Source organism: Novosphingobium beihaiense (assembly GCF_022832375.1).
GTDB classification, from domain to species: Bacteria; Pseudomonadota; Alphaproteobacteria; order Sphingomonadales; family Sphingomonadaceae; genus Novosphingobium; species Novosphingobium beihaiensis.
Genome location: NZ_JALHLG010000048.1, coordinates 1 through 12,286, shown reverse-complemented (window position 1 = coordinate 12,286; position 12,286 = coordinate 1). Strand labels below are relative to the sequence as shown.

The following is a 12,286-nucleotide window of genomic DNA, read 5'->3' as shown; positions in this document are numbered from 1 at the left end:
GTCGTGCGGTAGCGTGCGCGAGGCGGTTTGCTCATCACCGCCCCTGAACCAACTGGATTCACAAACGGAATCCCTTGGACATTTGCGCAACAAAGCCCTCACAGAGGCGGCGGCGGCACGCTAGGCGCGTATGACCCTGGCGTTTGACCTCGCCGCCACTGATGGCCAGGCAATCACACTGTCATCCGAGTGTTTCGCGGACCGGCGCCTGTTTCCAATGGGGGCGCGCCGTCCGGAGGATGTTTGCCGCCTGCCCGGTGTGTTTCGCCCCAGACAGGCGGCATGCGCCTTACATCGCCATACGCACCACGAAGCGCACGTTGCGCCCGGGCATGATGACTTCGTCGCGGTTGAGTGCGGCAGCATCGCGCTGGACATCGTCAGTCAGGTTCTGGCCGACGACCGCGAATTCCAGGCCGGGGTTCTGCTTGAAGGGGCGCCAGGCGATCTTGGCGTTGAGATTGTAATAGGATGGGGTAGGCGTGTCGTACGCGCCGAACTTGTCCTGTTTGCCGAAGTAGGAGAGGTCCATTCCGGCATCGAGCCTGTCCCCCTTCCATTTGAGGCCGCCGCCGATCCGATAGGGGGGGATACGGGGAACGTTGCCGGCCCCGTGCCCGAACGTGGCGCGCACATAGTCGCCGAGGACGTGGAACTGGAAGGTTCCGCTGTCGGTCTTGACCACGTCGAAGAACGCTTCCCCTTCCAGCCCGCGGAAATGCGCGTTCTGTTGGCGGTAGAACAACTCCTTCAACTCATTTGCATCCCCCATGACGCACGTGCCGGTCTCGTCGTCACAGGTCCGGCCTGTCAGGTCGCCGTAGATGTAGTTGTGGAACCAGGTGCTGTAGAGGCTGCCGTCGAAATGGAGTCGGCCGGAGTTAAAGCGCAGGCTGGCCTCGAGCGAATTGGCGCGTTCCAGCTTGAGCGCGGGATCGCCGGTTTCGAACGTGTTAGGCCCGTCGTGCCCGCCGCGGGCGAACAGTTCGGTTTGCGCGGGCGCGCGGCCGGTGCTGGAAAAGGTAAGGCCGAGCTTGAGCGCGGGCGCTGCCGTCCACAGGGCGCCGATCGCACCGCTGACGGGGGTGAAGTCCGCTTTGGTGAAGACATCGCTGGCAGGTGTGCCTTCGACGCTGACATGCTCGATCCGGCCGCTCGCCTGCAGTTTCAAAGTGTCGTTCAGCGGCAGGTCGGTGAAGACATAGCCCGCTTCGCTTTCAGTGAGCGTCGGGTAGAGGTAGCTGGCATCCTCGCCCACGGCCGAAAAGCGGCGGTGAACGTATTCGCCGCCGATCGCGACATTGGCGAGCGGGCCGATATCGCCGAGCAGCAGTTCGGGATGGATATCCCATTCCTTGTTGCGGAACGTCGTCGCGACGGTGCCGTCCGATTCGATCTCGCTGTGCTTGTAATTCGCGTAGCTGCCGTCCAGCGTCAGCTTGAGATCGCCGCCGAGATCGAAGGCGGAGCGGGACATGAGCTTCGTCTGCTTCATGTCGATATGCGAATCCTCGGCCGGAATGCCGTAAGTCGAGTCGTATTGCGTCACGCCCAGGCCGACATGGCTGCCGCCGCCGAAGAAATACGATCCGCCCAGCGATCCGCCGTGGGCATGGGCGAAGGAATTGTCCAGCTTGCCGAGCGGCGTGTCGTAGTCATCGGCATGGCGGTAGAAACCGTCGGCATGGAGCGCGAAGGCGCCCAGCGAGGCATCAACCAGCGCCGATGTTTCCGGAGCGTCCGACACGGTGTCGTAGTCGCCGTTGAGTTCGAAGCTGAGCGGTTTGCCCGGCAGGCGCATGGGCACCCGGTCGTTCAACACGTTGATGACACCGCCGATGGCCTGGCTGCCGTAGCGCAGCGTCCCGGCGCCGCGCACGACCTCGATGCTGCGCGCCGCGAGCGGATCGATCGGCACGCCGTGGTCGGGGCCGATGTCGGACACGTCCGAGGCGCTGGTGCCGTCTTCGAGAATACGCACGCGGTTGGCGTCCATGCCGCGAATGATCGGACGGCTCGCGCCCGCGGCAAAGCCGGTCGCCGAGACACCGGGCACCTGGGCCAGCGAACTGGCGATACTGGCGCCGCCGTTGTCGATGATATCGCTGCGATCGACTTTGGCGACGATGGCGGGCGTTGAATCCTGCTGCATGGCATAGGGGGACGCGGTGACGACGATCTCGTTATGGGTGGGCGTGCCGGGCGCTGCCTGTGCTTTTGTGGCGGTGTCCGATGCATCCGCGTGTTGGGCGAACGCAAGCGACGGGGCGAGCGCGGCAAGGGCCGCCCCCGTGAAGAGGGTGTTACGCATTCTTATAAATCTCCAAACCTTGACTGGCTGTCACGCCATGTTGCGGCGTGCTGGCGCCCTCAGGCGCTGGTACTCAGGTCAATGGATGGAGAAGGGAGGCCCCCGAGGGTGCGGCGACGGCAGATGCCGCTGCAGGGAAATGGCCGTCAGTAGGGCGAAAGCCATGCCCCGAAAGACCGCGAATGTGCCTCCGGCATCCCATAGCCACGGCGGGCACGTGTAGTCGCCCGACAGGGCCTGTTCTTCACAAAGCAGGCATGGCGCGGTATTCTGATCCACATCGCCCCGGAGAGACGATGCCGCGTGCGGCTTCCCGTTGATAACGGGGGAGCCGTTGACCCTCTCTCCAGCGTTATGAACGTGAGACTGGACCAGCAGCGCCTGAAAGGCGATGCTGAGCGCCGTCACCACGGCGAGCAAGGTCTGCCAGCGGAGTGTGTTTGGTTTAACCGGTTGTTTATTCACGAAAAGGGAGGCACCTTTTCCCCTTGCCGGGGTAATTTCAATGCTGTGTTATAACATAACAATTCCAAGGTCAATGCAATCGCCAGCGTGGATGGCGCACCATCAAATGCCGGGACCAAACACCTAAGTGACCTCCCAGCGATGCGCCTTGTGAATATGGCTCTGGAACCCGGGCCAGAGCGGCCATCAGCTTGCCAAATGGCGTGGAAATCGCGGAAAGCTGGCCCGCTTTGGTGGAGGGGGGCACAGCCATGCGGATGCCCAGATCGCTGCGCGATGTTCGGCCCCGTTCAGGACACCTCGCGTGGCTTGTTCAGGCGCAAATTTACCTGTTTAAACACCGTTTGCACCATCCGAACAAGGTCTACGCGGCCATGCGGCCAAACTCGCCGGCGTGGTACAGGAGCGGCCTGGCTGCAGGATCGCTGTCCAGATAACGGACATGGCCGACAAGCAGGACGTGGTCCCCCGTCTCGACCTGCTGCACGACATCCGCCACGATAATGGCTCCGGCTCCGCGCAGGACGGCCAGGCCGTGCTGTTCCCGGAACAGGTCCGTCAAAGCCTCGTTCGATCGCCCCGCGAAGTGCAGGGCATGTTCGCGCATCGATTCCGGGAGCACATTGACGGCATACTGCCCCGATGCCCGCACTTTGGGCAGCATCTTCGATCGGCTGTCCACGGAGATGCAGATCAATGGCGGATCGAGCGAGACGGACATGAACGCACTGACCGTCATGCCGTGATCCCCTTCGGGCGTGCGGGTGGTGACGACGGTCACGCCGGTGGCGAACCTGCCGCAGCAATCGCGCAGGGCGCGCGGGTCGATCGTGTTCATGGCAGCGGTGTCGGGCATGAGGGGGCTCTGTCGTTGAGAGGGAATGGAACGGGGCAAACGGCAGACTACGCGGCCGCCAGCTCGTTGCGGACGATCCGGGCGCCCGCGGCAAGGGCGTGGAGCTTGCTGCGGGCGACGGTGCGCGAGAGCGGGGCCATCCCGCAGTTCGTGCAGGGGTAGAGCTTGTCGGCATCCACGAATTGAAGCGCCTTGCGCAGCGTGTCGGCGACTTCCTCGGGCGTCTCGATCGTATCGCTCGCCACGTCGATGGCGCCGACCATCACCTTCTTCCCGCGCACAAGTTCGATCAGCTCGATCGGAACATGGGAATTGTGGCATTCCAGCGAAACCAGATCGATGTTCGATGCCTGCAGCTTGGGGAAAGTCTCTTCGTATTGCCGCCACTCCGAACCCAGAGTCTTCTTCCAGTCGGTGTTGGCCTTGATGCCATAGCCGTAGCAGATGTGGACCGCCGTTTCGCACTTGAGCCCTTCGATGGCTCTTTCCAGGGCGGCGATTCCCCAGTCGTTCACATCGTCGAAGAACACGTTGAAGGTGGGTTCGTCGAACTGGATGATGTCCACGCCGGCTTCTTCGAGTTCCCGGGCTTCCTCGTTGAGAATTCCGGCAAATTCCCATGCCAGTTTCTCGCGGCTCTTGTAGTGGGTGTCATGGAGGGTATCGATCATGGTCATCGGGCCCGGCAAGGCCCATTTGACGGGGCCCGTTGTCTGCCGGCGCAAAAATCGCGCGTCTTCGACGAAAACCGGCTTCTCCCGGGCCACGGCACCGACGACGGTCGGCACGCTCGCTTCGTAGCGCTTGCGAATGGTGACGGTCTCGCGCTTTTCGAAATCGACGCCGGAGAGGTGTTCGATGAATGTCGTCACGAAGTGCTGGCGCGTCTGCTCGCCATCGCTGACAATGTCGATGCCCGAGACCTGTTGATCGAGGAGCGAGACGCGGAGCGCGTCCTGCTTGCCCTGGGTCAGTTCGTCGCCTTCCATTTTCCAGGGCGACCAGAGTTTTTCAGGCTCTGCAAGCCAGGAGGGTTTGGGAAGACTGCCGACCGTCGAGGTGGGGAGAAGGGGGAGAGGCTTTTTCATGAAAATGGGCTCTTGTCTGTTCACAGGGCGTATTGAACCGACCATTGGTCGAGAAAGGATCGGTGGGGCCTGATAAAGTGTTCGTCCGTGAACTGCCCCTGTTCGATCGCCAGGCGGGTCCGCTCTTCCCGGTCGTAAACGACGCGCGTGTTCGAGTAGTCCTGATGCTTCAGGCTGGGTTTGTAGCATTCGCCCGCGACGGAATTCGCATTGTAGATTTCCGGGCGATAGATCTTCTGAAACGCTTCCATCGTGCTGATCGTGCCGATGAGTTCGAGATTGCTGTAATCGTTGAGCAGATCGCCGAAGAAGTAGAAGGCGAGAGGGGCAACGCTTTGGGGCGGCATGAAATAGCGCACCTCCATGCCCATCTTCCGGAAATACCGCTCGGTCAGGGAGGATTCGTTCGCCTCGTATTCGGCGCCCAGCACGGGATGGCGGTTCGCGGTCCGGTGATAGGTCTTGTTCTCCGAGACGCTGAGGCAGATGACCGGCGGTTTGCGGAAATGCGCCTTGAACGCCTCGGAGGTGACGAACGCCTTGAAGAGCTTTCCGTGCAGTTCGCCGAAACCGTCGGGAACGCTGAAACCGGCGCGGCCCTTGTTGTGCTCGGGCAGCAGGACGCTGAAATCATAGTCCCGCACGTAAGAGGAGAAGTTGTTCCCCACGATACCGTCGAGGCGCGTGCCGGTCTTTCGGTCCAGGATCGTCGTCTTCAGGATTTCGATCGCGGGGAAGGTCTCCCCATGGCCTTCGATGTCCATCCCCACGGAAATGATGTCGAGTTCGATCGCGTAACGGTCGCTTTCGGGATTGTCCCACCGGGCGAGGTCGTTGAAGCGATTGTCGATCATGCGCAGAGCGTTGCGCAGGTTCTCCTGCCGCCATTCGCCTCTTGCCAGATTCGCGAAGTTGGTGGTGAGGCGCGTGTTGTGGGCAGGCGCGTAATCCTCGTCGAACCGAATGCTCTTGATCGTGAAGGTGAAGTCTTTGGTCATCGTGAGCGGGTGTCCGGTTTTCCATTCTGATTTTCACGCCGCATTCGGCATGGCGCCGTGCGATGCGAGCGAGGTGCATGTAATTCGCGAAATCGGACATGAATAAAAATGACTTTATTTCAGTGAGGCATGACTCAATATCATAATGTGGTGGAGCTGAAGTTCGTATCGCTATTCACCGTCATCCCCGCCCTTCGGCTGGCCGTTCAGGATAAACTGCCCTGTGGGCAAGCGGGGATCCCGCTTTTTGGCGGCAGGCGTAAGAGAAGGTAGCGGGGCCCCCGCCTACGCGGGGGCGACGAGCTAAGATACGAACTTCAGTTCCACCATAATAGGGCGAGCGCTGAGAGTCCGTTCGGAACCGGGCCGGTGCCGCACCGAAAAAAGCCCCAACAGGCACTTTGCAGACGGGCCCTCAGATCTGAACGGTCGCGGCCAGATGCATGAAGCCGTCCAGATACTCGGGCACCTCGCCCGTGCGATGGCCCAGATGAATGGACTTGAGGATACCCTCGCCGATCCGCACGCCCTTCACTCCGCTGGCCTCGCGCAACAGCCAGTCGGGGGTCGCGCTGACGGCGCGGCCCGAGGCGACCAGGCGCAGCATCAGATCGGTCGTCTCTACCGTACGGTGGCGGCGCGGCAGCGCATGGGCGGGGACGAGGAAGCGGGAATAGATATCCAGCCTCTCGCGCGAGACGGGATAGGTGATCAGGGTCTCGCTCGCGAGATCCTCCGGCTCGGCCTGCTGTTTTTGCGCCAGGGGGTGCGTCTCGGCCACCGCGAGAACCAGCTCGTAATCGAAAACAGCCCTGTATTCGAGCCCGGGGCGCTCCACCGGGTCCGGAGTGACGAGAATGTCGATCTCATGCCCCAGAAGCGCCGCCAGCCCGCCGAACTGGAAGGCCGTGGTCACATCCAGTTCGACATCGGGCCATTCCGCCAGAAAAGGGTCCACTACCCGCATCAGCCAGTCCTGGCAGGGGTGGCATTCCATCCCCACCCGGATCGAGCCGCGTCGCCCGCGGGCATAGTCCTCAAGCACCGCCGCGCCATGCTCAAGCTGCGGCAGCACCCGCATGGCCAGCCCCAGAAGATACTCCCCCGCAAGCGTGAAGCGCAGCTTGTGCCCCTCGCGCTCCCAGAGCTTGACGCCGTAGCGTTCCTCGAAACGGCGGATCGCATGACTGACCGCCGACTGCGTCAGGCACAACTGATCGGCGGCCTGGGTCAGGCTGCCCGTCCGGCTGATTTCTCGCAGGATGGCCAGAGGTTGGATATCGATCATCGAACATGAATCTCTGTCATGGACCCGCCGTGAAGTCCAGATTTCGGGTCATGATAAACGGGAAACTGCGAAGGCCGGGGGAGACATGCGCTAAAAGTCGAATGAGGCGCCAATCCCGGCAATGCGTCCCTGTCCGACGCGCACGGTCGGCGTGGCCGGGCCGAAGCTCTGCCCCCATGCTTCGTAACGTTCGTTGAACAGGTTACGGGTGAACACGTAAGCGCTCACATCATCATGCTGCCAGCCCAGCCTGACATTGGCGATCCCATAGCCATCGAGATCGAACGTATTCGCCACATCGGCCGCGCGGGCACTGACATATTGGTAAGCCAGCTTGCCGGTGAGATCGCCGGGCAGGCCGATGGTCCCTGCGGATGTCTGGAATCGCATGGCGATATTCGCGGTCAGTGCCGGAACATTGGGCACGTCATGGCCGGATCGTGCGCCCGACAAGCCGCCGATGGGTACGTTGACGAGTTCCGCATGAGTGTAGCCGATGCCGCCGGTCAGATCGAGGCTCGGCGTAATACGGAAAGCCGCTTCCAGCTCACCTCCATAGCTCTGATAGTCGAGGGCGGACACTCTGTAGAATGCGGAGCCGGGATCGAACACGACGAGATGGCCGTCTTTCACATCGTTGAAGAAGAGCGCGCCGTTGAGCCGTATCCTGTCGCCGAAGAGCATCGACTTGAATCCGGTTTCGTAGGTCCAGCTCGCCGACGCCGGGAAACCGGACTCGCTGTTGCCGAACGGGTTATTCACCGAGATCGAGGGAAAACCTTGCGAGACGTAACCGCGCGCGAGCGAGGCGTAGGTCATGAGGCTGTCCGTCCAGGCGTAGCTGACGGTGGCGCGGCCGGTGAGAAAGTCCCCGGACAGGCTGTGGTTCTGCTCTGAATAGGACGCGACGCCGGGCGTGCCGTTGCTTTGAAAAACGTAATGCGCGTTCTTGTCCTCATGGGTGCCGCGCAAGCCCGTGGCCAGTTTTAGTCGATCCGTCAGAGGGACCGTCACTTCCCCGAAGGCGGAGTAGCTGTTCGTCGAAAGTTCGTTCTCCTGCCTGCCATTCACGAAGGCGAAGTTTGCAAGTGCCGATTGTCCTTCACTGTCCATGCCGAATTCGGACCGGAAGAAGTTGACGCCGGCTGTCCAGGCGATCTTGGCACTTTCGGAGGACGAGAGGCGCAATTCCTGCAGGTAGGTCGTCTCACCGAAGTCGATGTCCTGGATGTCGGCTCCCGGCACGTTGAAAACAGGCGCGGGCAGCCCGAAGGCGTCGTTGAAAACCATGCCATCGGTCAGATCGAGGTATTGGGACGATGTGTTGCGTTGCAGTGCGGTGACGGAATGGAAGCCGAATGCTGCGAAGGCGTGATCGATCTTAAGAGTGAAACCGTAGGTGTCCGCTTCGATATCCGTGCGCGGATCGACGGCGCTGACCGGAAAGTCCGGCGTGTCCCGCAGAAGGAAGCGCGGACTGCTGTTGTCCTCGTGATTGTAGTTGAAAGTCAACTGGGCCGATGTCAGCGTATCCGGCTCAAGAAGAAGCGTCGCACGCGCGGCGCCGATATTCAGCGCTCCGTCCTTGCCGCGGATGACGGCATTGGGGATGTCCCCGCCAAAGGTCGAAAAGCTCAGGGCCAGGCGTCCGGCGAAGCGATCGCCGACGAGCGGGCCGTTGGCCACGAACTGCGTCAAACCATAGCCGTTCGTTCCGATCTCGCCCGTCGCTTTGAAATGGGGTTCGAAAGTAGGCGCGTTCGGTACGACGTTGACGGCGCCGCCCTGGGTGTTCCGGCCAAACAGGGTACCCTGCGGACCCCGAAGAACCTCGACGTGATCGACGTCCATCAGATTGGGGGCGGCGCCATAGACTGACAGCGGCACTTCATCGACATAGAAAACCACGGAAGTGTCGTCGGGCGCGACGGGCGAGAACGATCCTACGCCGCGGATATTCGCGAGGTTGCCTGACTGGCCGCCGAGGTCGACAAAACTGAAGTTGGGTACGGAGCGGGCCAGATCGGCATTGGACTGCACGGACGACACGTCGAGCCCATCGGCCGGCAGAACGGTTGTGCTGATGGGCACATCCTGTTCGAATTCCTTGCGCTTGCGGGCCGTGATTACGATGGTGTCGAGGGCTGAATCATTTTCGGCCAGATCCTGCGCCGAGGCCAAGGGAACTCCGTTGGGAAGGGCGATTGCCAGCGCCATGACCGGGGCTCCGCGACATAGGCGCCGGTTCGGGAAAGCATGTCGGCGGCGGATGAAAACAGAAATGCGCTGATGACGATTAAGCATGGTTCCCCTTTTCCGGAACTGACCTCGGGATCGGATGGCGGATATTTTGATAATGACTTGCAACATCATACTGATCATGCGATCAGTCAATAACTGAATCGATCAGCATGCGCTTCGCGATCGATGCAGGGAGCCTGCCGGAGACGATCGCCATGCCTGAACTCAAGCCTGTTTTTTCGCAGCCGGATGCCCGGGACCTGATTCTGGAGGCGGCGCTCGCGGCCTTTGCGGAGCGCGGCTTTCACGGCGCGACGATGCGAGACATCGCGGCCCGCGCGGAGGTCTCGCAAAGCCTCGTGCAGTATCATTTCAAGGGGAAGGAAGCGCTCTGGACCATGGTCGGGGAGCGGATCTCCGCCGATTTTCTCGACGATATCTCGCAGGACATTTCGCCCGATCTGCCGCCGGACGAGGGCGTCGTCCGCGCGATCCGGCGCTACATGGCCTATTGGCGGGGACATCCGCAGGCGTTCCGCTTCAATCTCTGGCGGCTGCTCGAAGGTCCGCCCGAAGAACGCCGCAAGCGCTCCAAAGCCCTCAACAGGCAGGCCGTACCTGTCTTTCAGCGCGCGCAGGAGGCGGGTTTTCTTCGCGACGACATGCCGGCGGGGCTGGCGATGATCGTCACCGGTGCGCTCGTGCAGTTCTGGCTGCACAGCCAGACCGAGATCCGCGACGCGCTTGCAGTAACGGGCGATGGCCCGCTGGAGGACGAGGCGTTCCTCGAAAGCCTTGTCGGACTGATCCGGTCGGTGCCCGGCGATTGCGGCCGGCCTTGCTGATGCGGCTGCCGCAGGCGCCGTTTCGAGAATACATGAAAGGATCGCGATGCAGATGACCGGATTCGATTTCCACGACGTCAGCGATTTCCCGCTCGTCCGTCTGAGCGGGCGCGGTCTGCCCGTGGGGCACGGCGCGCAGTTGACGAGCGAGCTGTCGGCGCTGCTGGCGCAAGGCAGACCTTTCGCTCTGATCTTCCTCGACACGGCGGAGAATCCCGATCATGCGGACCGCAAGGCGCTGATGCAGTGGCTGAAGAGGAACAAGAAGGAACTCGCGGTGCGCTGCAGGGGGATCGTTTCGGTCGAGCCCAAACGCGTGATCCGGATCGCCAAGCGGGCGCAGGCCGCGGCGATGATGGCCGCTTTCGGGATAAACATGAAGTTCGCGGCTGATCGCCCCGGTGCCGAGGCGCTGGCGCTCGGGCTTCTGGCCGGTGAAAGCCCTCCCGATGCCGATGACGAATGAAACCGCTCGCGCCTATCTGCGTGTCGGAAGCCGCCGGGTCCGCATTCCCCGGCGGCGCGGCACACGTATCGCGCTTGGTCTGTGGCTGACGATCGGGGGAGCGCTGCCGATCCCGCCGGGCTACGTGTTCATTCCCGTCGGCCTCGCGATTCTCTCGATCGATTTTCCAAGGCTGCGCCGTTGGCGCCGGCGTCTCGCGGTTGGCATGGGCCGCAGGCGGGCGAAGCCCTCGGGGAGAACGCCGGACGCCTTGAGTCTTTCGGCTTCGATGCCCATATTGCGGCATGGCCGACGCTGATCACACGCATTTTGCCTGCAGGGACGCGGCGCTTGTCGACGCTGCCAGCAAAGTCCTGATTGCCGATGGCGAGCAGTGGACCGAGATGCGCGAGAAGGTCTTCGAAATCCTCGCCGCATCGGGGCAGCCACTGAGTGCCTACGACGTCGCGGACAGGCTGAGTGGCCTTTTGGAACGGCGTATCGCACCGAACAGCGTCTATCGGATCCTCGATCTCTTCGTCGCGCGCAATCTCGCGCTCAGAGTGGAGAGCCGGAATGCATTCCTCGTCAATGTTCATCCGGGCTGCGTTCACGACTGCATGTTCCTGATTTGCGAGAGGTGCGGCAAAACGGAACATATGGATGATGACAGGGCCACGCGTTCGGTCCGGGAGGCCGCGGGCAGGAACGGGTTCGTGCCGAGCCGGCCGATCATAGAGGTTCTCGGCCTGTGCAGGGATTGCGCGCAGTCGGCCGGTTAGGGGCGTTCGTCGCCCTTAGCGCAGGCGGGATCTTTGCTTTACGGAAGGATGCGGGGCCGCATCGGCAGGACCCGACGATCGTCAGTGGGCCATGCTTGTCACGGCGAACATCAGCGCCATGCCGCCGATACAGGCCAGTGTCGTGCGCAGGCCCGGGTGAAGGGTCTGGCTGCGCGGGACCAGTTCGCAGGCTCCGATGTAGAGGAAGACCCCGGCAAAGAAGGCCATGAGCGGGGCCAGCATCGCGGGCGGGACGGCAATGCAAAGGCCCAGCAGCACGCCCAGCAGAGGGGCCGCGCCGTTCAGGATCAGCCAACGCTGCGCAGCCGCTTGCGAGCGCGCGGCTAGGCACAGGCTTACCGTGTTCACGCCATCGGCGATGTCATGGGTCAGGACCGCGATGGCGACCAGCCAGCCGGCCTGAACGTCGATTTGGAATGCCAGGCCGATGCCAAGGCCATCCATCAGGCTGTGCAGGGTCAGGCTTGCCGGGCCCAGATGCGTGTGCCAGCCCCTTGGCATCCATGTCCCCTGAGCCAGCACGCGATCGAGCAGCATGTAGGCGCCGAGCCCGAGCGCGACGAAAGCGATCAGGGCGCGCTCGTTCCAGTGTCCGCGCGCGAGATGGAGCGCTTCGGGCACGAGGTCGAAGACGGCCACGCCCAGAACCATGCCCGAGGTCACGCCGAGGATCAGGACGATCCGCTGCCGGAACCGCAGGGCCAGCAGCCCGCCCGCCAGGGTGGCCAATGCAGCGGCGAGACCAAAGATGTAGGGTGCGATAGTCATGTTTCCGGTTCAACGCGGCAAGGCGCCGTAACGCTCATCGAACAGTCGCCCGAATACCGGGGTGGTGCCGTCCGTTTGCAGGCCAGACGCGCAAGCGCAAGTATTCTCGCGATCAATGAGATATTGTCACGGCCCTAGGGGCTGTCTGCATTCAGTTCAGGGTGAGTCGAAAATGGTG

12 protein-coding genes are annotated in these 12,286 nt (G+C 62.3%); 4 read left to right on the top strand and 8 right to left on the bottom strand.

Annotated elements, in window-relative coordinates; translation table 11 throughout:
- Positions 1 to 289: 289 nt before the first annotated feature.
- From MTR66_RS18740 to MTR66_RS18710, 7 genes are all read right to left on the bottom strand, one after another.
- Positions 290 to 2,311: a TonB-dependent receptor gene (locus tag MTR66_RS18740; protein WP_243923801.1), complete on the bottom strand. Its 2,022-nt coding sequence runs from the start codon at positions 2,309 to 2,311 to the stop codon at positions 290 to 292.
- A 78-nt stretch (positions 2,312 to 2,389) separates the two neighbouring features.
- A complete protein-coding gene (locus MTR66_RS18735) occupies positions 2,390 to 2,776 on the bottom strand; it encodes a hypothetical protein (RefSeq protein WP_243923800.1) in 387 nt (128 codons plus the stop codon).
- A gap of 364 nt (positions 2,777 to 3,140) precedes the next feature.
- Entirely contained in the window at positions 3,141 to 3,632 is a 492-nt protein-coding gene (locus MTR66_RS18730) for a flavin reductase family protein (RefSeq protein WP_243923799.1), read from the bottom strand.
- Positions 3,633 to 3,679: 47 nt separating this feature from the next.
- A complete protein-coding gene (locus MTR66_RS18725) occupies positions 3,680 to 4,720 on the bottom strand; it encodes a methionine synthase (protein ID WP_243923798.1) in 1,041 nt (346 codons plus the stop codon).
- 20 nt (positions 4,721 to 4,740) lie between these two features.
- Positions 4,741 to 5,718 (bottom strand): DUF1852 domain-containing protein, encoded by a 978-nt coding sequence (locus MTR66_RS18720; protein WP_243923797.1) that lies wholly within the window; start codon positions 5,716 to 5,718, stop codon positions 4,741 to 4,743.
- Between the two features lie 415 nt (positions 5,719 to 6,133).
- On the bottom strand, positions 6,134 to 7,006 hold the full coding sequence (locus MTR66_RS18715) for a LysR family transcriptional regulator (RefSeq protein WP_243923796.1): 873 nt from the start codon (positions 7,004 to 7,006) through the stop codon (positions 6,134 to 6,136).
- Between the two features lie 90 nt (positions 7,007 to 7,096).
- The gene (locus tag MTR66_RS18710) at positions 7,097 to 9,223 is read right to left on the bottom strand and encodes a TonB-dependent receptor (RefSeq protein ID WP_243923794.1); all 2,127 of its coding nucleotides are present in this window, start codon (positions 9,221 to 9,223) and stop codon (positions 7,097 to 7,099) included.
- 194 nt (positions 9,224 to 9,417) lie between these two features.
- On the opposite strand from MTR66_RS18710, the gene MTR66_RS18705 reads away from it, so the two are divergent.
- The 4 genes from MTR66_RS18705 to MTR66_RS18690 are packed head-to-tail and all read left to right on the top strand — an operon-like array spanning position 9,418 to position 11,319.
- Entirely contained in the window at positions 9,418 to 10,092 is a 675-nt protein-coding gene (locus MTR66_RS18705) for a TetR/AcrR family transcriptional regulator (RefSeq protein WP_243923793.1), read from the top strand.
- Positions 10,093 to 10,144: 52 nt separating this feature from the next.
- Positions 10,145 to 10,558 (top strand): hypothetical protein, encoded by a 414-nt coding sequence (locus tag MTR66_RS18700; protein WP_243923792.1) that lies wholly within the window; start codon positions 10,145 to 10,147, stop codon positions 10,556 to 10,558.
- Positions 10,542 to 10,856, top strand: a complete 315-nt coding sequence (locus MTR66_RS18695; RefSeq protein ID WP_243923786.1) for a hypothetical protein — start codon at positions 10,542 to 10,544, stop codon at positions 10,854 to 10,856. Before MTR66_RS18700 ends, MTR66_RS18695 begins: the two co-directional genes overlap by 17 nt.
- Positions 10,843 to 11,319, top strand: coding sequence for a Fur family transcriptional regulator (locus tag MTR66_RS18690; protein ID WP_243923785.1), 477 nt, complete (start codon positions 10,843 to 10,845; stop codon positions 11,317 to 11,319). The genes MTR66_RS18695 and MTR66_RS18690 overlap by 14 nt, the downstream gene beginning before the upstream one ends.
- An 81-nt stretch (positions 11,320 to 11,400) precedes the next feature.
- Here the strand turns inward: MTR66_RS18690 and MTR66_RS18685 are convergent, their stop codons facing one another.
- The gene (locus tag MTR66_RS18685) at positions 11,401 to 12,108 is read right to left on the bottom strand and encodes a ZIP family metal transporter (RefSeq protein WP_243923784.1); all 708 of its coding nucleotides are present in this window, start codon (positions 12,106 to 12,108) and stop codon (positions 11,401 to 11,403) included.
- Between the last annotated feature and the right edge of the window lie 178 nt (positions 12,109 to 12,286).

Bases quoted from the DNA above. Each gene is read 5' to 3' on its own strand.
- MTR66_RS18740 (WP_243923801.1), bottom strand. From the start codon at position 2,311: ATGCGTAACACCCTCTTCACGGGGGCGGCCCTTGCCGCGCTCGCCCCG.
- MTR66_RS18730 (WP_243923799.1), bottom strand. From the start codon at position 3,632: ATGCCCGACACCGCTGCCATGAACACGATCGACCCGCGCGCCCTGCGC.
- MTR66_RS18725 (WP_243923798.1), bottom strand. From the start codon at position 4,720: ATGAAAAAGCCTCTCCCCCTTCTCCCCACCTCGACGGTCGGCAGTCTT.
- MTR66_RS18720 (WP_243923797.1), bottom strand. From the start codon at position 5,718: ATGACCAAAGACTTCACCTTCACGATCAAGAGCATTCGGTTCGACGAG.
- MTR66_RS18715 (WP_243923796.1), bottom strand. From the start codon at position 7,006: ATGATCGATATCCAACCTCTGGCCATCCTGCGAGAAATCAGCCGGACG.
- MTR66_RS18710 (WP_243923794.1), bottom strand. From the start codon at position 9,223: ATGGCGCTGGCAATCGCCCTTCCCAACGGAGTTCCCTTGGCCTCGGCG.
- MTR66_RS18705 (WP_243923793.1), top strand. From the start codon at position 9,418: ATGCGCTTCGCGATCGATGCAGGGAGCCTGCCGGAGACGATCGCCATG.
- MTR66_RS18700 (WP_243923792.1), top strand. From the start codon at position 10,145: ATGACCGGATTCGATTTCCACGACGTCAGCGATTTCCCGCTCGTCCGT.
- MTR66_RS18695 (WP_243923786.1), top strand. From the start codon at position 10,542: ATGCCGATGACGAATGAAACCGCTCGCGCCTATCTGCGTGTCGGAAGC.
- MTR66_RS18690 (WP_243923785.1), top strand. From the start codon at position 10,843: ATGGCCGACGCTGATCACACGCATTTTGCCTGCAGGGACGCGGCGCTT.
- MTR66_RS18685 (WP_243923784.1), bottom strand. From the start codon at position 12,108: ATGACTATCGCACCCTACATCTTTGGTCTCGCCGCTGCATTGGCCACC.